Raw genomic sequence first — 25,985 nt, 5'->3', positions numbered from 1 at the left:
GGAGAATGCTATGACCAAGGCAATTTCAAGCCTGCCTAAAGCGCGCGGTGAAATCGATAAGCTGACTGCTTTGTTGCTCGCGAAAGACGAGCGTGTCGCATCACTTACGCAGTACGCCGATGAGGTCGGCAGGGCACGCGACAACGTCGAAAAGCGATTTATCGCTCAAAGCCAGGAACTCGCGCAGGCGCGCAAGGAAATTTCTTCCGCCCATGATGCGCGGCTCGAAGCGCAACTTGGCTTCGCGCGCGCCCTCGGTTACATCGCTGCCCTGAAAAGTGAGCCTTTCGACAGCGATCAGGGCAATCGCTTCTGATGAACGCGCCACTGTCCCGCCGCGAGGCGATCCGGTCGAAAATCATGGTTTGTGTCGAGATCGTCGACACCGGCTATGTCGACGCCAGGGGCATGCCCTCGCCCTGTCACGTCTGGACCGGGCCGGACAGCGGCACCGGGCGCGGNGGCTATGTCGACGCCAGGGGCATGCCCTCGCCCTGTCACGTCTGGACCGGGCCGGACAGCGGCACCGGGCGCGGCGGCGGCTATCCCCGCATGTCGCTCGACGGCCAGACCGTCGCTGTCCACATCGTCAACTGGACCAACGAGCACGGCTTCATTCCCGGCAAGAAACAGCTCGATCACCTCTGCCGCACCCGCCGATGCATCCGCGACGATCACCTCGAAATGGTCACTCACAAGCAGAACCAGAAGCGCCGCGATGCAGCGATGGGCGTGCCGCCGAGGCGCAGGCGCAAGGCGCGCCGGCCGTGAACATGCGCACCATCCCCCTGCCCGCGAAGCGCATGCTGTCGGCGGCCGAGGCGGCGCAATATTGCGGCGGCGCCTCGATCGACTGGCTGAAGGCGCATGTGAAGGTCGCGCCGGTGAAGATCGGCAGCCTTGTGCGCTACGATGTCAAGGCGCTTGACAAGTGGCTGGACAGCCGGGACCAATCGACGCCGATGACGGGCGACGACTGGCTGGGGATGCTCGATGAGGGTGAAGGTGACCGGCGTTAAACGCTACAAGGACCGCCTTGGGGTCGATCGAGCCTATCACCGCAAGAGCGGCGAGGCGATCGACGCCGGCCTGACCGGCCAGGCGCTGGCCGCCGAGATCGACAGGCTGGACAAGCTGCACGCGCCGCAGAAGGCGGCGGCCGGAACGCTTGGCGGAATGCTCGAAAGCTACAAGCAGGCGCCAAAATTCACCGACCTGGCGCCGCGCACCCAGGCCGATTATCTCAAATACATGGACGCCCTGAAGCCGATCGGCGGCACACCGCTGACGCTGATCGATTCGGCATTCATGGCCAAGCTGCGCGACAAGACCGTGAAAAAGCGCCGTGGCGCCTTCACCAACCACATGATGGCGATGCTGTCGTCGGCCTTCAAGCACGGCAAGGAATACGGGCTGGTCAGCGCCAACCCCTGCACCGACCTCGACAAGGCCAAGATCGCCACCGACAGGCGCAAGGAAAACCGGCCGTGGACGCCGGCCGAGCGTGCCAACGTGCTGGCCGCCGCACCGCTGCATCTGAAGGTGCCGCTGGCGCTGGCCCGCTTCCTCGGCATCCGCCGCGGCGACATATTGAAGCTGCCGCGCATGGCCTATCGCGACGGCTACCTGTCGTTTCGCACCAGCAAGACCGGCAAGATCATGAAGCTGCCGGTGCTCGGCGCGCTGAAACAGATCCTCGACCAGGCGTTGGCCGCATGGCCGATCGCGGAGATCGACGTGACCATGCTTTGCCTCAACTCGGGCAAGAAACCCTGGACCGAGATGGGATTCACCTGTTCGGTGCGCAAATTCTTCGCCCAATGCGTCAAGCGCGGCATCGCCGGCCAGGGCCTGACCGTGCATGGCCTGCGCCACACCGTCGCCAGCGAGCTGCGCGCGCTCGGCTACAAGCTGGAAGACATCAAGAACTACCTCGGCCAGGACACGATCGAGATGGCCGAGCATTATTCTTCGTCGGCGGACGTCTCAGGGGTCTTGATCGACATGGCGAATGTGATACAAGCCAGCCCGAAACGAGAACGGGTTTTGACTAACTCGCGCAAGAAAAGTGTCTAACTGCTTTTCGCTCGCTCAACCAAAGCCTTGATTTAAAAGGCTTTTTGGGGAATAGGTTAACGGTAGACCCACGGACTCTGACTCCGTTAGTCCTGGTTCGAATCCAGGTTCCCCAGCCAAACTTTTCTAAGTCAATTCAGAAACTTAGCTCGCTTGGGATTTGCATTTCTCTTGATTTCGCGCCGCAGAACGTCGGCGCTACCATCGGCGACGATCAGGCGCTCTTCGACAAGTTCTTCCTTGCGCTGCCTCCCCGCGAGAGGGCTTCACAGACCGAGTGTCTGACTGGCGCCCAGATGCACGAAAACTGCCGAAGGTGCTATCGTCTCATGCATGGCAGATTGACGGGTGGCCTCGACCAAAGCGACCGCTGCATGTTCAACCCGATCGGCCGCATGGTCGACCTGGTCGAGCTTCTTCGCCAGCCGACCGTGCAGCTTCGAAAGCCGTGTTGCATGATGGGCGGCGCTTCGCTTTCGGCCGTCCAGATTGAGCGGTTCAAAAAACATGGGGACCTCACTTGTGCGCAACGAATCCTTACGCCGGCTTCTCACGGTTTGCGATTCCTTCAAAAGGACGAGGCCCTATCCCTTTGATCCGACCCGGCTCGAAGTATGTCGGCAACGGAAGGATCCGCTGGCATGTCGAATTCCGTGGGCATCGCATCGAGTTCACGACCGGCCAGCTCAAGAAGCAGCCTACCTTCCGCAGGAAGATACTCGAACAGGCCGGTGTGCTGCCGCCCCAGCGTACCGGGGCCAGCTACAGGCGATGGGCGCTCGATCTGCGGAAGAATGCCATCGAGCTTCCCTGGCGCGACAGGCCTGTCGATGCCGGTTTTGCCATCGACAGGCTCGCCAGTCATGGGGATGGCCGCTGGACGGTTGAATACCAGGGCAAGGTCATCAAGTTCACGACGACCAAACTCCGCCGGCAAACCAGTTTCCGCAAGAGGATGCTGCTCAAGGCCAAGGTGCTGCCGCCGCAACTGGATCCGGTTGCCTATCGGAAGTGGATGGACTGGCTCATTCAAAACGCCACCGAGGCTGCCCCGCATGCCGACGATGCCTTGACGAGCGAGAAAAGTTGGCTTGACGACCTGCCAGAGCTGGCCGGATGGCAAAATGAAGCGGTGCCCGAAGGGACCGACTAATCAAACTTGAATGGAAGACATGGACCGCTTCAATCTCGGTACCTACCGCCGCCCCATCTCCACCCGTTCGACTGAGACCCAGCGCTGGTTCGATATCGGCTTGAACTGGTGCTACGGCTTCAATCATGAGGAAGGCATCAAGTGTTTTGAGAAGGCGCTGGAGACCGATCCGGACTGTCCGATGGTGCATTGGGGCATCGCCTATGCCGCCGGGCCTTTCTACAACCTGACCTGGAAGGAACATGGCGAGGCTGAAGCGAACAGCGCGACCAGGCGATGCTTCGAGCATGTCCAGCTCGCGCGCGCCAATGCCGGTGTTGCCAGCGATGTCGAACAGGCCTTGATCGAGGCGCTGGCACGCCGTTTCCAGAAGCCGCACAAGGTGAGTCCACGGGAATTCGAACAGTGGGACGATGCCTATGCCGCCGCGATGCGGCTGGTCTACCAGGACTTTCCTGATGACCATGACGTGATGGCGCTGCTGGTCGAGGCTTTGATGATGCGCACGGTGCGGCGGCTGTGGAACCTCAAGACCGGCGAACCGGCGCCGAACTCGGATGTCATCGAGGCGCTGGAGGTGTGCGAGCGGTCAATCCGGCTCGCCGACGAGGCCGGCGTCGCCCAGCATCCGGCGATCGTCCATCTGCACATCCATCTCTTGGAAATGTCCACCATGCCGGAACGCGGCATGCGCTCGGCGGATCTGCTCGGGCAAATGTGTCCGGATGCCGGGCACATGAACCACATGCCCGGCCATATCCATGTGCTGTGCGGCGAGTATGAGAAGGCGAAGCTCGCCAGCGAAAAGGCGGTGCGCGCCAACGACCTCTATCTCGCCTATGCCGACGAGACGACCTACTATCTGCTCGGCTGCTGCCACGACCTGCACCTGATGATGTTCACCTGCATGTTGTCAGGCCAATACCGGCCGGCGCTATGGGCCGCCGACAAGGTGCGAAGCCTGGCCGTGCGCGACGTGGTCGCCATCCGGGATCGTCCCAAGCTCACCCAAACAGTGGAAGGCTATCACGCGATGAAGTCGCATGTGCTCGTGCGCTTCGGCCGCTGGCAGGAGATCATCGACGAACCGGTGACGGCGGAGCCCGGCCTCTATGTGCTGACGGCAGCCATGCAGCACTACGCCAAGGGCGTCGCGCATGCGACGCTGAGGCAATTCGCCGAGGCCGAGCGCGAGCGTGAGCGGTTCCACCGGCATGTGGAAAGCATTGCGCCGGAGCGGCGTTTTCTCAGCAACCCGACGCGCGCCTCGCTGGCTGTCGGTGCTGCCTTGCTGGATGGCGAGCTTGCCTATCACCAGGGCCGGCATGAGGAGGCCTATGGCCATCTGCGGCAAGCGGTCGAGCTGGACGACAATCTCTCCTACACCGAGCCATGGGCGTGGATGCACCCGCCGCGCCATGCACTGGCCGCCCTGCTGCTCGACCAGGGCCACGCCGAGGAGGCCGAGCAGGTCTATCGCGACGATCTCGGCCTCAGCGGCACGGTGCAGCGCTGCGCCCAGCACCCGAACAATGTCTGGGCACTGCACGGGCTGGTGGAGTGCCTGAAACGGCGCGGCGGGAGCGACGAACTGCCCGCGCTGCAGGAAAGGCTTGCCGTGGCGTTGACCAAGGCGGACGTGCCGATCACCTCGTCCTGCCTGTGCAGGACGAGCGTACAAGCGGATCATTGCTGCTGTCATTGACAGTGGGCTGTTACGGAAGTGGGCTGTCGCGCTGACGCGAACGGCACCTTCCGCTACGAGAAGATCTCCGCCAACTCGTCGACGCTGATGCCTTCCTTGACCTGGCGCAGTTCGACATAGCTGACGGCCGTGGCGACGGAGATCACCATCGATACGATGGTCTGCACCAGGGCGGCCAAGACCGCAGCGGCAATTCCGTGGAAGAGATAGATGACCACCGCGCTCATCGACTGGATGACAAGTGCTATGATCATCAGGATCAGGAAAAGCCCGAACAGGGCCCAGCGGCTTCCCTTCGTCAGTGCGCGGCTGCGCGACATCGAACCGAAGACGCCGAGCCGCTCCTGGATAAGCACCGGTATCGACACCGACCAGCCGAGCCAGAGGATGATGCCGGGCACCACCAAAGCAATCGAGGCAACGCCAACGCCAAGCCCGACAAGCAAGCCGATCCCGAGCGTCGGCAGCAAATTGCGGATCGCCACGCGGATGCAGTCGCCAAAGCTCGGCCTCTTGCCGTTCAGATCTTCGATCGCCGCTCGAACAAGACTGGACTGCAGCAGAAGCGAAAGACCGACATAGAGTATTCCAAACACCGCGAAGCCGACGAAATAGCCGAATGTGTAATTCGCGGTCGCCACGGCAAGACTAGCCGGATCTCCAACTGCAGGGGCAGCCGGGCGCGCAAGCTGCGAGACAAGATTCGGCAGTCCTGAAAATACGGCGGCAAGGCCAATGCAGAGCGCGATGTTGCGGCCGATAACAGCAAATGTGTTGTTGAACACCCTGCCGATATCGAATTTCTCTCGCCGTGCCAATGTGGTCGAAGTCATGACGTCGTCCCCTCCTCACCGGGCCATGCCAGGCGGTGTTCCCGACTGCTAATCTGTCAGTATTGATAACCGACGTCCAATCACTTGCAATTGCCGTGCAGCATTGCCAGTGTTGGCGACGAACCGTGGGTTGCAGGGAGCGAGCGGGGTGACAGTCGCACAGCCGGACACGGCGGACGCCGAAGGGCTGGCAAATCTGCACGAGCAGCTGCTGGCGGACCACTCCATCCAATTCGATCTGCCGAGCCTGGTGCTATCAGAACCGCCGGCATGGCTGAAGCCCGTGCTGGAGATGCTGGCGCGGATCGGCCCCTACATGATCTACCTGTTCTGGGGCGCGGTGATCATCGGTGTGGCGGTCATCGTCGTTCTGGTCGCACTCGAAGCCAAGGGTGTGGCCTGGCGCCGACCATGGCGGCGCACCCGCAAGGAAGCGGAGGCGCAGGACGACTGGCGCCCGGATTCCAGCGCGGCGCAGATCCTGCTCTCCGAGGCTGACGCGCTCGCCGCGCGCGGCGCGTTCGACGAGGCGGTGCATCTCCTGCTTCGGCGCAGCGTCGCCGACATCGCCGGACGGCTGCCCGACTTCCTGCGCCCATCGCTGACGTCGCGCGACATCGCAACTGCACCATCGCTCCCGTTGCGGGCGCGCCAGGCGTTCAGCGAGATCGCGCGCATCGTCGAGGCAGCGCTCTTTGCCCGCCGGCCGGTCGGCGCCGAAGGCTGGCAGCGGGCGCGCGGCGCCTATGAGCGATTTGCCTTCAGAGATGCCTGGACATGAGTGCGCCGGCAGCCGAGACAGCGCAGGATCCATTCAGCCGCAGAACCCTGTTCTGGGGCATTTTTGCCAGCCTGCTGGCCGCGGCCGCATTCTTTCTCCTGTCCACCTATGCCCCGGATTTCCGCCAGCCCGGCGGCGGCGCCACCCCGCTCTCCAAGGGCGGCTCGGGCTATGCCGGCATCGTCAAATGGCTGCAATTGACGGGAACGCCACCGCCCATGGCGCGAAGCCAGAAAGATATAGACACAGGCATATTGTCCGGGTTCCTGCTGATCGTCACCATCTCGCCAGACGGCGACCCCGCCGCGCTCGACCGCATCGTCAGGCTTCGCGCGAACAGGCCGACGCTCTTCGTGCTGCCGAAATGGCTGACCCTGCCGCTCGAGGGGCGCCAGGACTTTGAAATGAAGATCGAACGGCTGCCCGATACGGTTGTCAACGACTGGCTTGGCCACATCGTCAAGGCAAGGCTCGGTATCGGCAACAGCACTGTCGGGCAGATCGACGTCCGCGGCCATATGGTCGCCGCGCCCGATCAACTGCAATGGATTGCCGACGACCAGCCGCTGATCGCGGCAGGCAACGGCAAGGCAGTGCTCTCCGAGGTCAAGGACCAGCCTTTCTACGTCCTGACCGATCCGGACCTGATCAACAATGCCGCGTTGAAGGACTTCACCAAAGCCCAGGCGGCGCTCGACCTCATCGCCTCACTCGAACCGGCCAAGGGCGCGGTGATCTTCGATCTGACGCTGCACGGTGCCGGCCAGAGATACGATCTCGCCAAGCTCCTGGTCGAGCCGCCGTTCCTGGCGCTGACGCTGTCGGTGCTGGCGGCGGCCGCCCTTGCCTTCCTGCATGGTCTCGGCCGGTTCGGTCCGCCACGGGCCGAGGGCCGGGCGATCGCCTTCGGCAAGCGGGCGCTGGTCGACACCACGGCGATGCTGCTCAGGCGCGCCGGGCGGTTGCAGGAGCTCGGCGACCGTTATGCGGTGCTGATGCGTGCGCGTGCCGCAGCATTGCTCGGCGCGCCGCAAGGCTTGCCAGGCGAAGCGCTCGACCGCTGGCTCGATTCCCGCGACCGCGGCGAAACTCAGGGCTTCAGCCGCCGCTTCAAGGCCGCGAACGAAGCCAGGAATTTGGCTCAAATGCATGAAGCAGCGCAGGAGCTGCATGACTGGACGACAAGGAGGCTCGGTGAACGTCGATGATGTGAAGGCCCTGGCGACCGCGATCAGGGAAGAAGTGGCAAAGGCGATCACCGGACAGCGCGACACGGTCGATCTGATGCTGACGGCATTGTTCGCCGGCGGGCATATATTGCTCGAAGGGCCGCCAGGCACGGCCAAGACCATGACCGCGCGCTGCTTCGCGCAGGCACTCGGCGTCGTCTACGGGCGCATCCAGTTCACGCCCGACCTGATGCCGGGCGACATCGTCGGCTCGAACATCTACAATTTCCAGACCGGGCAGTTCACGCTGACGCGCGGCCCGATCTTCTGCGATCTCCTGCTTGCCGACGAGATCAACCGCACGCCGCCGAAGACGCAGGCGGCGCTGCTGGAAGCCATGCAGGAACACGCCGTCACCTTCGACGGCACAACGCATGCGCTCAGCCAGAACTTCATGGTGGTGGCGACACAGAACCCGATCGAGCATCAGGGCGTCTATCCGCTTCCCGAAGCCCAACTCGACCGCTTCCTGTTCAAGCACAAGGTGAGCTATCCCGACGCGCGGGAGGAACGCGCCATCATCGTCCATCATGGCGGCGGCTCCGCTTCCCACGACATCAAGCAATATGGCATCACGGCGCAGGCCGACCGAAAGACGCTGGAGAAGGCGCTCGCCACCGTCGGCGACGTCACGCTGGTCGACGATGTCGTCGGTTACATCGCCGCCCTCGTGCGCGGCACGCGAGAGAGCCCCGATTTGGAGGTTGGCGCAAGCCCGCGCGCGGGCGCCATGCTGGCGCGCGCCGCACGCGCCAGGGCAGCGCTCGACGGCCGCGCCTATGTCATCCCCGACGATGTCAAGGCGCTGGCGGTGCCGGCATTGCGCCACCGCGTCATCCTGTCGCCGGCGGCGCAGATCGACGGGCGGCTGGTGGAGCAGATCGTGTCCGATCTTGTCGACCAGACGGAAGCACCGCGTTGATTTATCCGAGCGGCCGTGCGGTCTGGGCGGCGGCGGCGGGCGCCATCCCTGCCTTCCTGATCGCGCTTGCGCTGCCCTCTTTCTGGTATCTTGGCCTGTTGTGGATCTGCATCCTGCTTGCCTTCCTGGCGGTCGACGCGGCTGCCGGGCGTGGGCGCGCTTCGCTCACCGCCAGCCTTTCCGCGCCACCGCAAGTCGGCGTCGGCGGCCGTTTCACCCTCCATGTCGCGGCCAGTCTCGGCGGCCGACAGAGCGCGCTGCAGGCGCGCGTCGGCCATGATCAGCGGCTGGCGCCAGTCGCCGGCACCGGCGGCGCNGCGCTGCCGGCCAATGGCGGCACGCTCGATCTCGAATTCGATGCGCTCAGGCGCGGCATCGCCAGTTTCGACCGGCTGTGGCTGCGCTGGCGCGGCCCGTTCGGACTGATCTGGAACCAGGTGGTCCTGCCGATGGACCGGAAAGTCGCGGTGCTGCCCGATGTCAGGAGTGCCCGCGACGAGGCGATCACATTGCTGCAACGCTCCGCGCTGGCCGACGGCCATGCGCAAAGGCGGGCCGGCCAGGGCCGCGAGTTCGAAGCGCTGAAGGACTATCAGCCCGGCATGGGCCGTCGGATGATCGACTGGAAGCGCAGCGCGCGCCACGGCAAGCTTCTGGCGCGCGAATTTCGCGTCGAGGAGAACAACAACATCGTGCTGGCGATCGACTGCGGGCGGCTGATGTGCGAGCCGGTGGACGGCGTGCCGAAAGTCGACCGGGCGGTCACGGCAGCGCTGTTGTCGGCCTTCATCGCGCTCAAGGGCGGCGACCTCGTCAGCCTGTTCTCCTTCGACGCCAGGCCGCGCGTGTCGAGCGGTGCGGTGCGCGGCTCGCCGAGTTTCATGATGATCCAGAAGCGCGCCGCCGAGGTCGACTATTCCAGCGAAGAGACCAATTTCACCCTGGCGCTGACGACATTGGCGGCCAAGCTCGACAGGCGCTCGCTAGTCATCATCTTCACCGATTTCGTCGACCCGATCAGCGCCGAGCTGATGCTGCGCACCGTCGGCCGGCTGACCGAGCGGCATCTGGTGCTGTTCATGCTGATGAAGGATGCCGAGCTGGAGGCGCTGGCCGACATGGCACCCGCCACCCCGGAGGATGTGGCTCGCGCGGTCACCGCCGGCGGCCTGCTTCGGCAACGGCAGGTGGTGATCGGGCGGCTGCGGCTGCTCGGCGCGCATGTCATCGAGGCCGACCACCAGCGGCTCGGCCCGGCGCTGGTGGAGCGCTATATCCAGCTCAAGGAGGAGAACCTCTTATGACGCTGCCCGCCGGCACCGATGCGGTACGCCAGTCGCTGGCGGGCTTCCGCCAGGAGCGCGAGGCCGACTGGAAGGCATTCGAGGCGCTCCTTGCGCGTGTCGAGAAACGCGCCCCGCGCACGCTTTCGGAAGACGAACTGCTGTCGTTGCCGCTGCTCTACCGTTCGGCGCTTTCTTCACTGTCGGTCGCGCGCGCGACATCGCTGGACAGCGCGCTGATCGCCTATCTCGAGGCGCTGTGTCTGCGCGGCTATTTCTATCTCTATGGCGCGAAACGGGGCTTGCGGCAGCGCGTCGGCGATTTTTTCCTGCGCGACTGGCCGGCGGCGATCCGCGATCTGTGGCGCGAAACCTCGGTCTCGGTTGGATTGACCCTTGTCGGCGCCATTGCCGGCTACTGGCTGGTCGCCTCCGACAAGCGCTGGTACGACGCCATCATCGCGCCCAGCCTTGCCGGCGGCCGCAATCCGGATTCGTCGGTCGAGGCGCTGCGCAGCGTGCTCTATGATGGCGGCAGCAGCCACTTCCTGTCGGGATTTGCCGCCTATCTCTTCACCCACAACACGCAAGTGGCGATCCTGGCGTTTGCGCTCGGCTTCGCCTTCGCGGTGCCGAGCGTGCTGATCATCCTGATGAACGGGTGCATGCTCGGCGCGCTGTTCCAGGTCTACGCCGCCAAGGGGCTGGGCTTTGAGCTTGGCGGCTGGCTGTCGATCCACGGCACGACCGAACTGTTTGCCATTGCGCTGGCCGGTGCCGCAGGCGTGCGGATCGGCACGCGCATCGCCTTTCCCGGCGAATTGACCCGTATGGCCGCCGCCGCTCAAGCCGGACAAGTGGCGGCGACCGTGATGGTCGGCGTGATGGTGATGCTTTTGTTTGCCGGCCTGCTCGAAGGCATCGGCCGGCAGACGATCACCAGCGATGCGACCCGCTACGCCATTGGCGGCGGCATGCTGACGCTATGGATTGCCTATTTCTACCTGTTCCGGATGGTGCGGCATGGCAACGGCTAGGAACCCTGCCCCACTGATCAGGCCGTTGATCACGCCGGAGGGCGTCGACCTTAGGGTCAAGCTGGCGAACGCCGGCACCCGGGCTTCGGCCTTCCTGCTCGATGTGGTCATCATCGTCGCCGCCGCGGTGGCCGTCAGCCTGGTCGCGATCTTCGGCCTCGGCGGCCTTGGCCTGCGCGAGGCGGAACCACTTTTCGTGGTCTGGATCATCTTCATCTTCCTGCTGCGCAACGTCTATTTCATCGCCTTCGAGGCGGGCCGGCGCGCCGCGACACCAGGCAAGCGGATCGTCGGCGTTCGGGTCGCGTCGCGCGGCGGCGCGGGCCTCACGATCGACCAGGTCATCGCGCGCAACCTGATGCGCGAGCTCGAGGTGTTCTTGCCATTGTCGATCATCGCCGTGCGCGGTGGCACCGGCGTCGCCGATATGCTGTCGACGATCTTCGGCCTGGTGTGGGCGCTGCTTTTTTCGCTGTTTCCGCTGTTCAACCGTGATCGCCTGCGCATCGGCGACCTGCTCGCCGGCACATGGGTGGTCGAGGCGCCGAAGCTGGCGTTGGTCGAAGACCTGTCGCTAAGGCAGGATCCGGCCGCCGGCCGCTTCCACTTCAGCCCGGCGCAGCTCGACGCCTACGGCATCGCCGAACTGCACAGACTGGAGGAAGTGCTGCGGCGCGATGACTATTTCGCGATGAAGGCGGTTGCCGAAACCATCGGCCGCAAGATCGGCGCGACGATCGAACCGAACGATTCCAAGGCCTTCTTGACCGCCTATTACGGTGAGCTCAGGGCGCATCTGGAACGCAAGCTTCTGCTCGGCAACCGCAAGGCCGACAAGTATGCGCGGTAGCCCGGGTCTCTACGCCAGCCGGGTTTCCTACCTCAGCCACTTCTCATAGTCGGACACCAAGAGGTGCACCGGCGCGACATCCTCGTCGATGTTGGAGAAGCGGCCTATCGGCTCGCGGAAGACATTGTCGGTGAGGTCGTCGTTGACGGTCGACACCTCGCCGATCAGCACGTCCTTGCCCTCGGCCCAGAAGGCGTGCCAGACGCCCGGCAGCAGCGTGACGCTCTGGCCCGGGTCGAGCTTCAGCAGCCCGCCGGCCGGCATCCTGTGGATGGTTCCATCGACCGGCACCGATACTTCGGCCTTGGGATCGATGCCGCCGTCGCGATCGTGCATGAACAGTTCCAGCACCAGCTTACCGCCGCCGCGGTTGATGATGTCCTCGGCCTTGATGTTGTGGCGGTGCATCGGCGAGAGCTGGTCCTTGCGCGAGATCATGATCTTCTCGGCGTAGAGCATGCCCATGCCCTTCTTCATGTCCTCGTAGCGGCCGTTGCGAACGGTGAAAAGGAACAGGCCAAGCTCGTTGAATTTCTCCTGGCCGTAATCAGTGATGTCCCAGCCGAGCCGCGAGGTGAAGATGGCGGAGGAATCGACCTGGCGCGCCTTCATCTCCTGCGGTGACCAATAGGCGAAGGGCGGCATGATGTAGCCGAACGAGCGGATGAAAGCGTCGGCTTCGCGGATGATGTCGTTGATGGCGGAGCGTTTCATGATCATGGTCCTTCGTGTCGATACGCTTTGTTTGGCAGCATGCATGCCGTTGTTCCAAAACCATTGGCCACTTTTGGGCGACATGCACGGCAATTCGCATAGCCGAACACTGGTGCGGTGTCGATCCATCCAGCCGCCTGCCCCGCCCTGGCCGTGAACCGATGGCCCACCGATCCCGTCCGCTGGCTGCGTGACATCACGCGCTTTCGAGGCCATAACCCCTGCGGAATTCAGGAGTGACAGCTGATGCCGACCATCCATGACCTCGATACGCCATCGATCCTGATCGACGCAGCGCGCGCCGAAGCCAATATTGCCCGCGCGCAGGCCCATGCCGACAAGAACGGGCTGAAGCTGAGGCCGCATATCAAGACGCACAAGCTGCCCTACTGGGCGAAGAAGCAGGTGGCGGCGGGCGCGGTCGGCATCACCTGCCAGAAGATCGGCGAAGCCGAGGTGATGGCCGATGCCGGCCTGACCGATATTTTTCTCCCTTACAACATCCTAGGCCGCGCCAAACTGGAGCGGCTTCTGGCGCTGCACAGGCGCGTAATCTTGTCGGTGACGGCAGACAGCACGCAGACCATCGACGGGCTGGCCGCCACCTTCACCGATGCCGGCCATCGTCTGACGGTGCTGGTCGAGTGCGACACCGGCATGGGGCGCTGCGGCGTACAGACAGCGGGTGAAGCGGTTGGGCTGGCAAGACAGATCGACACGGCCAAAGGCCTCGCCTTCGGAGGGCTGATGACCTATCCGGCCGCGGGCCGTGCGGCGGAGGCCGAAGCCTGGCTCGCCAACGCCAGCCAGGCGCTTGCCGTCTGCGGTCTCGCCTGCGAGCGCATCTCCAGCGGCGGCACACCGGACATGTGGCGTTCCAGCAAGGACAGCCTCGTCACCGAGTACCGCCCCGGCACCTACATCTATCTCGACCGCTATCAGGTCGCCAAAGGCGTCGGCTCGCTCGACGATTGCGCATTGACGGTGCTGTCGACGGTGGTCAGCCACCCGACACCGACCCGCGCCATTCTCGACAGCGGCAGCAAGGCGCTGTCCAGCGATACGCTGGGGCTGCCCGATTTCGGCGAGCTGCTCGGCGTCTCCGGTGCGCGGGTGACAGGCCTGAGCGAAGAGCATGGCACCGTAACGCTTTCCGGCGATGGCACGCTCAAAATCGGCGAGCGCGTGCGCGTGGTGCCCGACCATTGCTGCGTCGTCACCAATTTGTTCGACGAGGTCAACCTGATCGACGGCGAGACGGTGCTGGAAACGCTGCCGGTGGCCGCGCGCGGGCGGATGGGATAAGCCAACAAACGCCTTCCCTTCTCCCCTTGTGGGGGAAGGTGGATCGGCGCGCAGCGCCGAGACGGATGAGGGGTGTTCCAGCGGAGTGAGGCGTTGGCGTTCCCTGGAGCACCCTCATCCCCCTTCGGCGACACCGCCCGGGGGCAAGCCGCTTGTCTCGCCCCGTCCTTCGGACCCCACAAGGGGAGAAGGGGGAGACCGCTCGGCCTGCCGTGCCGCCACGCGACGCATGGCGATGACCCGGCGGCGGCGGATTTCGGTGCGCATTGCCATCAGATGCAATGCGAAGAACAGCACCGTGAAGCCGATAGCCATGACCAGCAGCGGCCAGAGCATCGAGGCGTCGATGGTCGATCCGCCCATGCGGAACACCGAGGCCGGCTGGTGCAGCGTGTTCCACCAGTCGACCGAAAATTTGATGATCGGGATGTTGATGAAGCCGACCAGCGTGATGATGGCAGCGGCCCAGGCGGCGCGGCTGGCGTCATCGAGCGCACGGGTCAGCGCGATGATGCCGAGATACATCAGGAACAGCACGAAGACCGAGGTCAGCCGCGCATCCCAGACCCACCATGTACCCCACATCGGCTTGCCCCAGATCGAGCCGGTAATCAGCGCCAGTGCGGTGAAGGCGGCACCAATGGGGGCGGCCGATTTCAGCGCGACATCGGCCAGCGGATGGCGCCAGACCAGAGTGCCGAGCGCCGAGAGTGCCATCAGCGTGTAGCACATCATGGCGAGCCAGGCGAAAGGCACATGGATGTACATGATGCGAACGGTGATGCCTTGCTGGAAATCCTCAGGCGCGGTGAAGCTCATATAGAGCCCGACGGCCAGGACCAGCGCCGCAATCGCTGCCAGCCACGGCACAACCTTGTTGGCCAGCCCGACGAAGCGCGTCGGGTTGGCAAGATCGGTCCAGCCGGTCAGGCGTGAGGTGATGTCGCTCATGCGGCTTTACATAGACCGCCGGGGCGTCCGGGGCAATCGATCGGCTGTGTCGCAGTCGTATAAGCCTCTTCCTTCTCCCCTTGCGGGAGAAGGTGGCCTCGCGAAGCGAGGTCGGATGAGGGGTGTTCCAGNCGTCTCGGCGCTGCGCGCCGATCCACCTTCTCCCACAAGGGGAGAAGGAAGAACCGTCACCTGCTTACGCGGCCTCGCCCTGTACGGAACGGCTGAGGCGGCGGACTTCCTCGTCGTTGAGCAGGCCGCCGGCGCGCAGCAGGCTGGCGAAGCGGCCGTTGCGCAGCGACAATTCGGCGAAGCCACCCATCTCGATCACCTTGCCCTTGTCCATGAACACGACCAGGTCGGCGTCGCGAACGGTGGTCAGGCGGTGGGCGATGATGAAGGTGGTGCGGTCGCGCCGCAACTCGTCGATCGCTTCCTTGACGCGGTCCTCGGTTTCGACGTCGAGCGCGCTGGTCGCCTCGTCGAGCACCAGGATCGGAGCATCCTTCAGCACGGCGCGGGCAATGGCGATGCGCTGGCGCTCGCCACCCGACAACTGGCCGCCACGCTCGCCGACCACGGTGTCGTAGCCGCCGCTCTTGGCCAGGATGAAGTCCTGCGCGGCAGCCGCGTTGGCGGCGGCATGGATCTCGTCATTGGTCGCATCGGCGCGGCCGACGCGGATGTTGTCCTCGATCGAACGATTGAGCAGGCCGGCATCCTGGAACACGGTGGCGATCGAATGACGCAGCGACTTGCGGGTCACGGTGCGGGTATCGATGCCGTCGATCAGGATACGGCCGTGCGACGGCGAGAAGACGCGCTGCAGCAGGTTGATGAGCGTCGTCTTGCCGGCGCCCGTCGGCCCGACGATGGCAACGGTCTGGCCGGCCTGGACCTCGAAGGAAACATCGCTGACGCCCTGGCCCGAATTGGGGAATTCGAAGCCGACTTCCTCGAAGCGGACGTGGCCGGTGACGTTGGTGAGATCGCGCAAACCATCCGGTTCGGCGACATCGGCAGCCGAGTCCTCGAGCTTGTAGAAGTCCTCGAGCTTGGCGCGGGCCTCCGAAATCTGGTTGGCGAAAGCCGACATCTGGTCGAGCCGCGAGATCAACAGCGTGGCAAAGCCGGTAAAGGCGATCACATCGCCAACCCGCAACTGGCCGTGGGTGACCAGATAGGCGCCGATCAGAAGCACCACCATCATCGAGATGGTCGACGACAGGCGATTGAGCGCATTGGCGATGGCCCACCAGTCGAGCACCGGATTCTGCGCGTCGAGCAGGTTCTTGACATAGCGGCGCAGGGTCTCGGCCTCATGGCCAAGGCGATTGTAGCTCTGGAGAACAGCGACGTTGCTGACGGAGTCCGTCACATGCGCGAACACCTTGTGATAGTGGCGCTCGACGGCGGCCTGGCCGGCCTTGGTGCGCTTCATCACCAGACGGCCGATGCCGACATAGAGGATGCCGAGGCCAAGCAGCACCATCGACATACGCACATCCATGCTAAGTGCGGTCGGCACCAGCAGGACAAGTGCAACCGCCGTGGACAGATGCTGGCGCATGAATTCGAGCCACAGGCTGAACAGCGTCTCCACCGCGCGCAGCAGCGTGTGCAAGGCGTTCGACGTGCCGCGCTGATGGTGCCAGGCAAGCGGCATGGTGATGACGCGCTCGAAGGACTGGCACAGCACTTCGCTGCGCCGGGCGTGAGCAAAGCGATCGGCGCCGCGCGCCACGAGAACGAAAGCTAGGACGTTGAAGGCGCCCAAACCGGCCCACACGGCAAGCGTGGAGAATACCGAGCCATGCGCGGAAATTGCATCGATCACCCGGCCAAACATGATTGGCTCCAGGATGGCGATGGCGGCAAGGGCGATGTTGGCGCCGCAAATCAGCGCGACGCGCTTCTTGTCGGCGGCCAAATACCCCAGCGCTCTCCAATAGATCTGCAGAAGTGACACTTCAGCTACTCCGCCAACTCTCTATTGTGCTCAATTCCAGTATTGTGCACTGCACCATTTAATGACACGTAACGGTTGACGCGTCGCAAAACAATGCCCGTCTATCGCTTCCGTTCCCATTTAGCGAACAAAAGATGACGACGATGCGAAATCTGACGTGATCACCTAACAGTTTGAGATAAAAGGTGAAATGTCAGCCTTGCGGCAAAATCATGGCAACGGCAGAGCAGTGCCACATTTTTAATCACAGCAGGCTTGAACGGCCTATTCAGGGGCCACCCGCCGGTTGCCGCCGCGGATCTCGCGCAAGTAAACCGGGCGCGGCTTCGCGCGCCCCGCAGGACGCGCGATGGGTCGGATTAACCTTTTGATTTCACCCCGGTATCTTGACCACAACCTCGGTCTGGCTGCCGGCTTTGGGTTCGAAGGACGCGGACTTTGTCTTCGAACCATTGACTTCAAGCGAGATGGTCTTGGTTTTTTTGTCGCGAACGACATGAACCTTGATCTCGGCGCCCAGCATTTTGAGCGAAGCCTGGTAGCCATCCCAGTGGCTGGGCAGTTTTGGCCGTAATGTGATCTGCTTGCCGCGCCGTTCGATGCCGAGAATGCCTTCGACCGCCGCCCGGTAGAGCCAACCGGCCGAGCCGGTGTACCAGGTCCAGCCGCCACGGCCTCCCTTGTCGTCTCCGGCATAGATGTCGGCAGCGACCACATAGGGTTCGACACGGTAATGCTCGGCCGAGGCCTCGTCGAAGGCGTGGTTGACCGGATTCAGCATCGAGAAGCAGCGATAGGCTTCGTCGGTCAGCCCCATCTCGGCCAGCGCAATGACGAACCAGGTGGCGGCGTGGGTGTACTGGCCGCCATTCTCGCGCACGCCCGGCGGATAGCTCTTGATATAGCCGGGGTCCTTCTGCGTCTTCGAGAAGGGCGGCGTGAACAGTTTCACGATCTTGAGCTTGTCTTCGACGAGCAGCTTGGTCGCCTGCTGCATCGCCGTCGTCGACCGCGCCGGGTCGCCCTCGCCCGAAAGCACGCTCCAGGATTGTGCGATGGAGTCGATCTTGCACTCCTGCGACGTGCGGGAGCCCAGAGGCGTGCCGTCGTCGAAGCTGCCGCGCCGGTACCATTCGCCGTCCCACGCCGTGCTTTCAAGCGCCCGCTTCAGCGCCTCGGCATGCTTTGCCCAGGCCTGCGCGCGCTTGGTGTCGCCCTCGGCCTTGGCGACGGGGGCGAAATCGCCCAGCGTCTTCAGCAGGAACCAGCCCAGCCACACGCTCTCGCCCTTGCCGTGCTCGCCAACGCGGTTCATGCCGTCGTTCCAGTCGCCGCCGAGGATCAGCGGCAGGCCGCCGGGACTGCTGCGCTTGATGGCAAGGTCGAGCGCACGCGCGCAATGGTCGTAGAGCGACACGGTCTTCTTCGAGATTTCCGGGGTGAAGAAGGCATCGTGTTCGCCCTCGCCCAGCGCCTGCCCGTCGATGAAGGGCAATTGTTCCTTCAGGATGCCGGCGTCGCCGGTCACCGTCAGATAGCGCGCCGTGGCATGAGCCAGCCAGACCACGTCGTCGGAGATCATGGTGCGCACGCCGGCTCCGGTGCGCGGCAGCCACCAGTGCTGCACATCGCCCTCGGGGAACTGCCGCCGCGCGGCATTGAGGATCTGGTCGCGCGCCAGCGTCGGATCGTGCGCCAGCAGAGACAGCGTGTCCTGCAACTGGTCGCGGAAGCCGAAGGCGCCGCTCGCCTGGTAGAAGGCCGAGCGGGCGCGGATGCGGCAGGCAAGGCTCTGGTAGGGCAGCCAGTGATTGACCATGGCATCGAGGGCCTTGTCCGGCGTCTCGACCTGGATGGTGTCGAGGAAACCGCGCCACTCGCGCTCGTTGTCAGCCAGGCGCTGGTCGAAATCCTTGCCGCGGTGCCTTTCCACCAGCGCGCTCGCCTGCGCGGAGGACTCGGCGTCACCGAGCAGCCAGAGCAGCGTAACGTCGCCACCGGCCGGAATCTCGATGTCGCGGGCGATCGCCGCGCAAGGATCGTCTCCGGCCTCGACACGGCCCGACAAGGCCGCACCGCTCAGCACCGCCTGCGGCAGCTCGCTGGAGCCATGCCGGCCGAGGAATTCGGCGCGGTCCGCCGTCACCGAGTGGACGCCGGCATCGGCGGCGAGGAAAGCCACCCGCTCACTGAAATCGAGGCCGTATGGGTTTTGCGCCAGCAACGCGCCGGTCGCGCCGTCGCGCGACGGGACGATGGTTGCCGCGGTGCGGGACCGATGCCCGCCGAGCACCCATTCGGCATAGGCATAGACGCGCAGCCGCGACGGCACCGAGCCGGAGTTCTGGATGCGCAGGCGCGTGATCTTCACCGGATCGATGGGATCGACGACATGGGTCAGGTCCATCGACAGAGGCCCGCGCTTCGAGCGGAAGGTCGAGAAGCCCTGGCCATGCCAGGCCTCGTAGGTCATCGAGGGATCGCGCACCATGGCCGCGAGCGGCGAGAATGCCCGGCCGCTGGCCTGGTCGTAGATGTAGATGCCCTCGCCCGGCCGGTTCGAGACCGGGTCGTTCGACCACGGCGTCAACTGGTAGTCGCGGCTGTTGCGGCTCCAGGTGAAGGCAGCACCCTCGGCCGAGGTGTGGAAGCCGAAAGAAGCGTTTGAGACGACGTTGATCCACGGCTGCGGCGTGGTGCGACGGCCGGCAAGGCGCACCACATAGTGCCGCCCGTCCCCGTCGAAGCCACCGAAACCGTTCCATTGGCTGAGGCCGGCGCCATCGGCGCTGACATCGGCCAGGGCCTGCGAGGCGAACGCATGCGTCGCCGGCGCCGGAATTTCGCGCGGAGCCGGCAGCCCGGCCGGCTGAAGGCCGTCGCGTGCCTGCAAGGCAGCCGCATCGGCCCGCTCGATCTGGTCGAAGATGGTGCCGTTGCGCGTGTGCAGCACCACCCGGGCGACGGCGAGCAGCGTCCTGTAGGTGGTTTCTTCCATCAGGTCGCGGCGCACCGCGAAAATGTGCTGTCGGGGGCCGAGCTCCTTGCCGCGCAGACGGCTGTTTTCACACAGCGTCTCGACGGCACGCTGCAGGTCCTGGACGTAGGACGATGCCTGCTCGTTGACGACGACGAAGTCGATCATCATGCCGCGGGTGCGCATGTATTCCTGGAAGCGCAGCGCCTGGGCAACGATCTCCAGATCGGCGACATCGCCGATCCTGACCAGGAAGATCGGGAAGTCGCCGGAAATGCTGGTCGGCCACAGGCTGGACTGCTTGCCAAGGCCCGCAGCGATGGAATCGGCCGGCAGGCGCAGGAACGGATCGGGATAGATCAGATAGCGCGCCAGTTTCTGCACATTGGCGGCATCGGCGAGGCTGAGGCCCATATGACGGGTCTGCACCTGGCTGCGGGTCCAGGCAAGCATGGCCTGGCGGGCAAAGCTCTCCTGATGGTCGAGGCGGTTTATGGCCTCCTCCAGCTCGGTGCGGTTGGCCCCGACGACGGTCCAGAAAGTCAGCGATATCTTCTTGTTGGCGGGCACGCGCACCTGGCGGCGCAGCGAGCAGATGGGATCGAGCGTGAAGCCGGAGCGGCCGGCGAGCCTGGCGCCGGGATCGAAGGCGGCGGCATCGACGATGGTGCGGCCACGGCCGATGAACGCGCGCCTGTCGGTCTCCGCCTCGGCGTCACGCGCCGGCCCGGACGGATCGGTGACGAAATGCACCAGGGTGATGTCGGGCTCGCTGGTTTCACGCTTGCGGCGCGTGGCGAAGATCGCGCCGTTGTTGGCGGCGATTTCGGTCTCCACGAACATCTTCGAGAAGGCCGGATGCGCGTTGTCGGAAGCCTCCAAACCCAGCACCAGCTCGGCAAAGGAGGTCACTTCGATGTGACGGTCGGTCGGCCCTTCGTTGAACAAGGTGACGCGCCGGCCTTCGCCATTGCCTTCGGAGACGACGATGCATTCCACTTCGGATCGCAGCGTGCCAACCAACTTTACGAAGCTCGCCTTGTCGTCGGAGAACAGGGTCTGCGTCTTTTCCTCGGCCGCGCGCTTGGGCTCCGATGTCGCCGACCACCAGTCGCCCGTGGTGGCGTCGCGCAGGAAAATGTAGGAACCAAGCCGGTCCTCGACCGGGTCGGGCTGCCAGCGCGTGACGGCAAGATCGCCCCAGCGGCTGTAGCCGGAACCGGTCGCGGTCACCATTACCGAATAGCGGCCGTTCGACATCACGTTGGTCGAACGCAGCGCCCGCATGGGATCAAGCACGATGCGGGTATCGGGGCTCTCGATCTCGGTCTCGTCCTTGGAGCGCTCGTCGGCCTCGGTGCGGACGGTCGCCGTCGGAATGTCGCGCGGCGCCCTCTCCTGCAGCAAGAGTTCGGCCGATTCGATGACCGGATCGCTGTGGAAGCGGTCGCGCAGGCGACCCTCGAAGATCGCGTCGGCCACCGCTGCGATCGACATGCCCGAATGGTGCGCATAGTAATTCAGCACGACCGCATGGTTGGTGCCTTCAGGCACGCGCTGCGGCGTGAAATCGACCGCATCGTAGTAGCCATGGGGACCAAGCGCGCCGATCTCGCGCAAACGCGCAAGATTCTGCACGGCTTCGCGCGGGTTGAACTGCGCCGCCAGTATGGTGGCATAGGGTGCGATCACCGTGTTCTGGCCAAGGCCGCGCTTCAGCCCAAGCCCGGGCACGCCGAAATTGGTGTACTGGTAGGTCAGTTCCCGGTCGCGGGCATTGTAGGCCGCTTCCGAAATGCCCCACGGCACGTTCTTCTGGCGGCCGTACTGCATCTGGCGCTTGATGATCAGCTTGCTGGTCTGGTTGAGGATCGAGCCTTGCGGCTCCTTCATCACCAGCGGCGGCATCAGATACTCGAACATCGAGCCCGACCAGGACATCAGCGAGCCCTGGAAGCCGATCTCGACGATCGGGCGGCCGAGCCGGAACCAGTGCTCGGTCGGCAGGTCGCCCTTGGCGATGGCGAACAGGCTGGTCAGCCGCGCCTCGGACGCGAGAAGGTCGTAGCAGCTTTCATCGAGCTGATGTTCCTCGACCCGGTAGCCGATCGACAGAAGCTTGCGTTCCGGTCGCATCAGGAAGGCAAATTCCATCTCGAAGGCGAAACGGCGTGTGCGCTCGCGCAAGGTCAGGAGCTTGGCGCGTAGCGCCTCGACGGCGTTTTCGTCGCTGTGAGCATCGTGGACATGCGCCTCGCAAGTCGCTTCCAGCCTGGCCGCCCAGTCGACGATGATGTCGCTCTGGGCCGATGCCGCCTCGGTATGGATGGCGGTGGCCAGCTTGCGGATCTCGCCCGCCAGCACGGCCAGGTTGATGGTGCGGATCGAGGCCATCTCCGGCTGCGCCTTAATAGTATCGACCGCGCGCCGCATGCCGTCGAGGCGGTCGACGAGACGCTGGCGCAAGGGCCGCAACTGGCGGCGGTCGTCAGGCAGCTCATCGAGGCTTTCACTGAGGATGGTGACGGTGTCGAGAATGCCCTCGAAATCGCCCTGGAGGTGAACGGAAGGCGCTTCCGCCCATTCGGCACAGGCAGCCGCCACCGCGACAAGATGGCCAGCGAGGTTGCCGCTGTCGACAGCGGAAATATAGAGCGGATAGAGCGGCTTCAGCGTCGTGGTGTCATACCAGTTGAAGAGGTGGCCGCGCTCGCGCGGCATGCTCTCGATGGTCGCCATGGTGGCGTCGATGCGGGTGATGGCGTCGGACAGGCTGATCCAGCCGAAATCGCGCGCGGAGACGACCGACAAGAGGTAGACACCGACATTGGTCGGCGAGGTGCGCGGCGCCACGACCGGCGCCGGGCTCTCCTGGAAATTGTCGGGCGGCAGATGGTGATGCTCTGCCGTGACGAAGGTTTCGAAATAATGCCAGGTGCGCCGCGCCACGGTGCGCAGCGTATGGATATCGGCCTGCGATATGCGCAAGCGGTCCTCGGTTTCCGCCGAGCGGCTGATCCAGCTGGCGATCGCCGGCGAGCCGATCCAGAACAGCGCGAAGAAGAAGGCGACGAAGGCGCCGGTGGAATCGGCCAGCACTGGAATGGCGAGGCCGACGAAGCCGATGATCACGGCGCCGTACATCATGCCGTAGTACGAGCCGATATCGTTGTCGCCGGCCTTGTGGGCCTGCGAAGCGGTGCGCCATTCCAGAAGGTTCTGGCGGCTGACGAACAGCCGGTAGAGCGTGCGCACGATGGCATCGCCCATCATCCAGGCGTTGTGCGCCATCAGCACGATCTTCAGCGCCACCATGGCGGTGCCGAAGGCGACGTCGCGGGCGAGTGCCGAGAAATGGCCGCGCGGCGTCTGGTCGCCGCTCTTGGGCAGGATGGCGTTGACGACGTCGAAGGTCGGCGCCATGAACAGGCTGAGGATCAGCAAGGCCTGCCATTGCGCGGCCTGCGTGAAGGGCAGCAAGGTCCAGCCGGCGATCGCCGCCATCACCCAGAAGATGGGCGTCAGCGAACGGCGCAGATTGTCGATCATCTTCCAGCGCGACAAGGCCGGAACGCCGGAGCGCGGATCGAGGATGAAGCCCAGGAGCTGCCAGTCGCCGCGTGCCCAGCGATGGTGGCGCGAGGCATCGACGGAGTAACGGGTCGGGTAGTCCTCGACCAGCTCGACATCGGTGACCAGCGCCGAACGCGCCAGCGCGCCCTCGAGCAGATCGTGGCTGAGGATGGTGTTTTCCTCGATGCGGCCCTTCAGCGCCGCCTCGAAGGCGTCGACGTGATAGAGGCCCTTGCCGGTGAAGGAGCCGTCGCCGAAGACATCCTGATAGAGGTCCGAGACGGCGAAGACATAGGGGTCGAGGCCGCGGTTGGCCGAGAACACACGCTGGAAGAACGAGGCTTCGTCGCCGCTGGTGAGCGAAGCGGTGATGCGCGGCTGCAGGATTGTATAGCCGGCGGTGACGACGCGCCGCGTTGCGTCGAAATGCGGGCGGTTGAGCGGATGGCAGAGCTTGCCGACCAGGGTCGCTACCGCGTCGCGGGTGGTGCGCGTATCGGCGTCGAGCGTCATCACATGGACGACTTTCTCCGGCAGCGGCACCTCCAAGGGCAGGAAGGTGGTGTCGCTGTCGCCACGCAGCAAAAGGTCAAGCTCATGCAGCTTGCCGCGCTTGCGCTCCCAGCCCATCCAGGCGCCTTGCGCCGCGTTGAAGAGCCGGCGGCGATGCAGGATGTAGAAGCGCGGTGCGCCTTCCGAGGGATAGCGGGCGTTGAGGCGGGCGATCTCGGCGTGGGCGAATTCGAGGATCTCGGTGTCGGCCGCATCGATCTCGATCTTGCTGTCGGGCCAGTCCGACAGCAGCGCGAAATGGATCTCGTCCGCGAGATTGGCGAGGTAGTGCACTTCGATGTTGCGGATGTTTTCCTCGACATCGTCACGCGAGCCGATCAGCGACGGCACCACCACGAGCGTGCGCGCCTCGGGCGGCACGCCATGCCTGTAGTCATAGCCGATAAGGCGTGTCGGCTTGAGGAACAGCGAGACCACGGTGTTGAAGAACGCCAGCGCGCCCTCGCTCGCCGGTACGGCAAACAGAGCCAGCATCAGGACGATCGAGGTCACCGACAGACCGAGGTTGGCCAAGGCATTGCCGGTGACGACAAGCAGCAGAGCGGTCAAAGCAAACACCGGCAGCACGATGCCCACCCATCCGGTCTTGGCGAAGGTGCGCTTGACCGTCTGGCTGATCGTCTGCCGATAGCCGATCGCCTTCTCCAGCTCCAGCCGGCGCGGGCCGACGAGGAAGAAGCCGACATCGGTGTGCGCGGACGGAGCCGGCACGGAATCAGCAGCATCGCCAGCCGGTGCAAGTTCACTGGCGGCATGTTCGCTTGCGGCTTGGCCGGCCAGTTCGATGGCCTTTTCGGCGACGCGGTATTCCGACAGGTTCGAACGGCGCGCCAATTCCTCGATCGCGGTGCGGTATTGATCGCGCGAGAAGAAGTCGAGAGCGGCGAAGTCGGTGCGCTCGCGCAGCACCGTATCGATACGGCTGACGCCCTCGAACCACACCGTCCAGTCGACGTCGTTGATGAGGCGCAGCCCGCGGATGATGTTGCCGGTCGTCACATTGCCGCTGGAGAGCGTGTGGTGCTCGGAGATGATGATCTCCTCGGCATCGGAGCCGGTCTTCTCGAGCTCGCCTTCAAGCCATTCCAGGGCCTTGCCGGCATTCTGCGACCCATCGCGCAGGCGATAGAGAAGCTGGGTGGCAAAGGTGGTGTCCTGCGCATGCGCGCAGAAATTGGCCAGGATCGCCTGCCGGTCGGCGCTGTCGTCGGTCGCCAGCACCTTGTCGGCAACGTCGTTTGAGATCTGGCGCATCTGGCGGGTGCGATTGACCCTGACCGCCAGCCGGCGGAGATTCTCGATCAGCACGAAGCGCAGGAGCGACGGCAGGGCCCAGAGTTCGCCGATCTTCAGCGGCTCGACCGACTGAAAACCCTGGACGATCGCCTTGAACATGGTTGCCGAGACGGAACTGTCCGAATGCGCCACATAGGTCCAGGCCAGCGCCAGCGCGCGCGGCACGGTGCCGCCATCGGGCAGCTTCAACGTCGGCAACTGGCGATAGAAGCGGCGCGGCAGATCGCGCTTGACCTGGAAAATGGTCTCCTCGACCAGGTAGTTGTTGTCGAGCAGCCATTGCGCGGCCGGGGTGATCGTCTCTCCCTTGCCCTGTGCGGCATTGGTCGACCGGTAGACTTCCAGTATCTTCTTGGCGCTGTCGCGGATGCGGGCCTGGAAGTCGAATGGCGTCAGACCGAACAGGTCGGTGAGATCGCCTTTTGCCAGGCTTTCACCGAGCAGCCGGAGGCGTTCCTCCGGCAGGAAGGTCGATCTTATCGGCTCTTCCGTGATGGCCGGAAAGCTCGCGCTCGTCTTCTCGATGTGTGCTGGATTCGTCTGAATATTCATTGAAAATTCCGTAAGCGGCCACTCAGCGGCGTCACCGCCACGGCAATGGCCCTAAAACCGATTCAAATGCAATTGGTTGCATGATCCCACTTGCCGAAAGTTTGCTTCCGCACCGCGACAGGCGTCATCTCTCGACAACATTCAAAGACGAGCGCCCCTCTCCTCGTCGGGGTCGATCGACGGGGAGGATTCAGGCTTTTTCGTGA

At 64.3% G+C, this 25,985-nt stretch carries 19 protein-coding genes and 1 tRNA gene; 14 read left to right on the top strand and 6 right to left on the bottom strand.

Going from position 1 to position 25,985, the window contains the following annotated elements; all coding sequences use genetic code 11:
* Positions 1 to 10: 10 nt before the first annotated feature.
* The 5 genes from X741_RS138685 (at position 11) to X741_RS138705 (ending at position 2,195) form a co-directional block, all read left to right on the top strand.
* Positions 11 to 316: a hypothetical protein gene (locus tag X741_RS138685; RefSeq protein ID WP_031250627.1), complete on the top strand. Its 306-nt coding sequence runs from the start codon at positions 11 to 13 to the stop codon at positions 314 to 316.
* The gene (locus X741_RS1000000171710; RefSeq protein ID WP_031250626.1) at positions 316 to 771 is read left to right on the top strand and encodes an HNH endonuclease signature motif containing protein; all 456 of its coding nucleotides are present in this window, start codon (positions 316 to 318) and stop codon (positions 769 to 771) included. The genes X741_RS138685 and X741_RS1000000171710 overlap by 1 nt, the downstream gene beginning before the upstream one ends.
* The gene (locus X741_RS138695) at positions 768 to 1,019 is read left to right on the top strand and encodes a helix-turn-helix domain-containing protein (RefSeq protein ID WP_023780544.1); all 252 of its coding nucleotides are present in this window, start codon (positions 768 to 770) and stop codon (positions 1,017 to 1,019) included. The genes X741_RS1000000171710 and X741_RS138695 overlap by 4 nt, the downstream gene beginning before the upstream one ends.
* Positions 994 to 2,076 carry a tyrosine-type recombinase/integrase gene (locus X741_RS138700; protein WP_023780543.1) on the top strand — a complete coding sequence of 361 codons (1,083 nt, stop codon included), beginning with the start codon at positions 994 to 996 and terminating at the stop codon, positions 2,074 to 2,076. The genes X741_RS138695 and X741_RS138700 overlap by 26 nt, the downstream gene beginning before the upstream one ends.
* Before the next feature lie 45 nt (positions 2,077 to 2,121).
* Positions 2,122 to 2,195, top strand: a tRNA-Gln gene (locus tag X741_RS138705).
* 147 nt (positions 2,196 to 2,342) lie between these two features.
* Here the strand turns inward: X741_RS138705 and X741_RS138710 are convergent.
* Entirely contained in the window at positions 2,343 to 2,585 is a 243-nt protein-coding gene (locus X741_RS138710; protein ID WP_023780542.1) for a hypothetical protein, read from the bottom strand.
* Between the two features lie 53 nt (positions 2,586 to 2,638).
* Here X741_RS138710 and X741_RS138715 point away from each other — a divergent pair, with 53 nt between their 5' ends.
* Together X741_RS138715 and X741_RS138720 are read left to right on the top strand one after the other, a co-directional pair.
* A complete protein-coding gene (locus tag X741_RS138715) occupies positions 2,639 to 3,229 on the top strand; it encodes a hypothetical protein (protein WP_051410530.1) in 591 nt (196 codons plus the stop codon).
* Positions 3,230 to 3,248: 19 nt separating this feature from the next.
* On the top strand, positions 3,249 to 4,934 hold the full coding sequence (locus tag X741_RS138720; RefSeq protein ID WP_023780540.1) for a hypothetical protein: 1,686 nt from the start codon (positions 3,249 to 3,251) through the stop codon (positions 4,932 to 4,934).
* 53 nt (positions 4,935 to 4,987) lie between these two features.
* On the opposite strand, the gene X741_RS138725 is transcribed toward X741_RS138720, so the two are convergent.
* On the bottom strand, positions 4,988 to 5,767 hold the full coding sequence (locus X741_RS138725) for a hypothetical protein (protein ID WP_023780539.1): 780 nt from the start codon (positions 5,765 to 5,767) through the stop codon (positions 4,988 to 4,990).
* A gap of 148 nt (positions 5,768 to 5,915) precedes the next feature.
* On the opposite strand from X741_RS138725, the gene X741_RS138730 reads away from it, so the two are divergent.
* From X741_RS138730 to X741_RS138755, 6 genes are all read left to right on the top strand, one after another.
* A complete protein-coding gene (locus X741_RS138730; RefSeq protein WP_023780538.1) occupies positions 5,916 to 6,548 on the top strand; it encodes a DUF4129 domain-containing protein in 633 nt (210 codons plus the stop codon).
* The gene (locus X741_RS138735; protein WP_023780537.1) at positions 6,545 to 7,756 is read left to right on the top strand and encodes a hypothetical protein; all 1,212 of its coding nucleotides are present in this window, start codon (positions 6,545 to 6,547) and stop codon (positions 7,754 to 7,756) included. The genes X741_RS138730 and X741_RS138735 overlap by 4 nt, the downstream gene beginning before the upstream one ends.
* Positions 7,743 to 8,699, top strand: coding sequence for a MoxR family ATPase (locus X741_RS138740; RefSeq protein WP_023780536.1), 957 nt, complete (start codon positions 7,743 to 7,745; stop codon positions 8,697 to 8,699). The genes X741_RS138735 and X741_RS138740 overlap by 14 nt, the downstream gene beginning before the upstream one ends.
* On the top strand, positions 8,696 to 10,003 hold the full coding sequence (locus X741_RS138745) for a DUF58 domain-containing protein (protein WP_023780535.1): 1,308 nt from the start codon (positions 8,696 to 8,698) through the stop codon (positions 10,001 to 10,003). The genes X741_RS138740 and X741_RS138745 overlap by 4 nt, the downstream gene beginning before the upstream one ends.
* Positions 10,000 to 11,019 (top strand): stage II sporulation protein M, encoded by a 1,020-nt coding sequence (locus X741_RS138750; RefSeq protein ID WP_023780534.1) that lies wholly within the window; start codon positions 10,000 to 10,002, stop codon positions 11,017 to 11,019. The genes X741_RS138745 and X741_RS138750 overlap by 4 nt, the downstream gene beginning before the upstream one ends.
* Positions 11,006 to 11,869, top strand: coding sequence for an RDD family protein (locus X741_RS138755; protein WP_023780533.1), 864 nt, complete (start codon positions 11,006 to 11,008; stop codon positions 11,867 to 11,869). The genes X741_RS138750 and X741_RS138755 overlap by 14 nt, the downstream gene beginning before the upstream one ends.
* A 27-nt stretch (positions 11,870 to 11,896) precedes the next feature.
* On the opposite strand, the gene X741_RS138760 is transcribed toward X741_RS138755, so the two are convergent.
* Positions 11,897 to 12,583 carry a D-lyxose/D-mannose family sugar isomerase gene (locus tag X741_RS138760; protein ID WP_023780532.1) on the bottom strand — a complete coding sequence of 229 codons (687 nt, stop codon included), beginning with the start codon at positions 12,581 to 12,583 and terminating at the stop codon, positions 11,897 to 11,899.
* Between the two features lie 246 nt (positions 12,584 to 12,829).
* Between X741_RS138760 and X741_RS138765 the strand changes: the two genes are divergently transcribed.
* Positions 12,830 to 13,888, top strand: coding sequence for a D-TA family PLP-dependent enzyme (locus tag X741_RS138765; protein WP_023780531.1), 1,059 nt, complete (start codon positions 12,830 to 12,832; stop codon positions 13,886 to 13,888).
* A 114-nt stretch (positions 13,889 to 14,002) separates the two neighbouring features.
* On the opposite strand, the gene X741_RS138770 is transcribed toward X741_RS138765, so the two are convergent.
* From X741_RS138770 to X741_RS138780, 3 genes are all read right to left on the bottom strand, one after another.
* Positions 14,003 to 14,839, bottom strand: a complete 837-nt coding sequence (locus X741_RS138770; RefSeq protein WP_023780530.1) for a heme ABC transporter permease — start codon at positions 14,837 to 14,839, stop codon at positions 14,003 to 14,005.
* Between the two features lie 196 nt (positions 14,840 to 15,035).
* Positions 15,036 to 16,808, bottom strand: coding sequence for a glucan ABC transporter ATP-binding protein/ permease (locus tag X741_RS138775; RefSeq protein WP_023766558.1), 1,773 nt, complete (start codon positions 16,806 to 16,808; stop codon positions 15,036 to 15,038).
* 373 nt (positions 16,809 to 17,181) lie between these two features.
* Positions 17,182 to 25,779: a glucoamylase family protein gene (locus tag X741_RS138780; protein ID WP_023780529.1), complete on the bottom strand. Its 8,598-nt coding sequence runs from the start codon at positions 25,777 to 25,779 to the stop codon at positions 17,182 to 17,184.
* Positions 25,780 to 25,985 lie beyond the last annotated feature (206 nt).

It is taken from the genome of Mesorhizobium sp. LNHC221B00 (genome assembly GCF_000502935.1).
GTDB classification, from domain to species: domain Bacteria; phylum Pseudomonadota; class Alphaproteobacteria; order Rhizobiales; family Rhizobiaceae; genus Mesorhizobium; species Mesorhizobium opportunistum.
This window is presented reverse-complemented; position numbering and strand designations above follow the sequence as displayed.

Excerpts from the sequence above, each read along its gene's own strand:
- X741_RS138685 (WP_031250627.1), top strand. The coding sequence starts at position 11 with ATGACCAAGGCAATTTCAAGCCTGCCTAAAGCGCGCGGTGAAATCGAT.
- X741_RS138700 (WP_023780543.1), top strand. The coding sequence starts at position 994 with ATGAGGGTGAAGGTGACCGGCGTTAAACGCTACAAGGACCGCCTTGGG.
- X741_RS138710 (WP_023780542.1), bottom strand. The coding sequence starts at position 2,585 with ATGTTTTTTGAACCGCTCAATCTGGACGGCCGAAAGCGAAGCGCCGCC.
- X741_RS138720 (WP_023780540.1), top strand. The coding sequence starts at position 3,249 with ATGGACCGCTTCAATCTCGGTACCTACCGCCGCCCCATCTCCACCCGT.
- X741_RS138725 (WP_023780539.1), bottom strand. The coding sequence starts at position 5,767 with ATGACTTCGACCACATTGGCACGGCGAGAGAAATTCGATATCGGCAGG.
- X741_RS138735 (WP_023780537.1), top strand. The coding sequence starts at position 6,545 with ATGAGTGCGCCGGCAGCCGAGACAGCGCAGGATCCATTCAGCCGCAGA.
- X741_RS138750 (WP_023780534.1), top strand. The coding sequence starts at position 10,000 with ATGACGCTGCCCGCCGGCACCGATGCGGTACGCCAGTCGCTGGCGGGC.
- X741_RS138755 (WP_023780533.1), top strand. The coding sequence starts at position 11,006 with ATGGCAACGGCTAGGAACCCTGCCCCACTGATCAGGCCGTTGATCACG.
- X741_RS138760 (WP_023780532.1), bottom strand. The coding sequence starts at position 12,583 with ATGAAACGCTCCGCCATCAACGACATCATCCGCGAAGCCGACGCTTTC.
- X741_RS138765 (WP_023780531.1), top strand. The coding sequence starts at position 12,830 with ATGCCGACCATCCATGACCTCGATACGCCATCGATCCTGATCGACGCA.
- X741_RS138770 (WP_023780530.1), bottom strand. The coding sequence starts at position 14,839 with ATGAGCGACATCACCTCACGCCTGACCGGCTGGACCGATCTTGCCAAC.
- X741_RS138780 (WP_023780529.1), bottom strand. The coding sequence starts at position 25,779 with ATGAATATTCAGACGAATCCAGCACACATCGAGAAGACGAGCGCGAGC.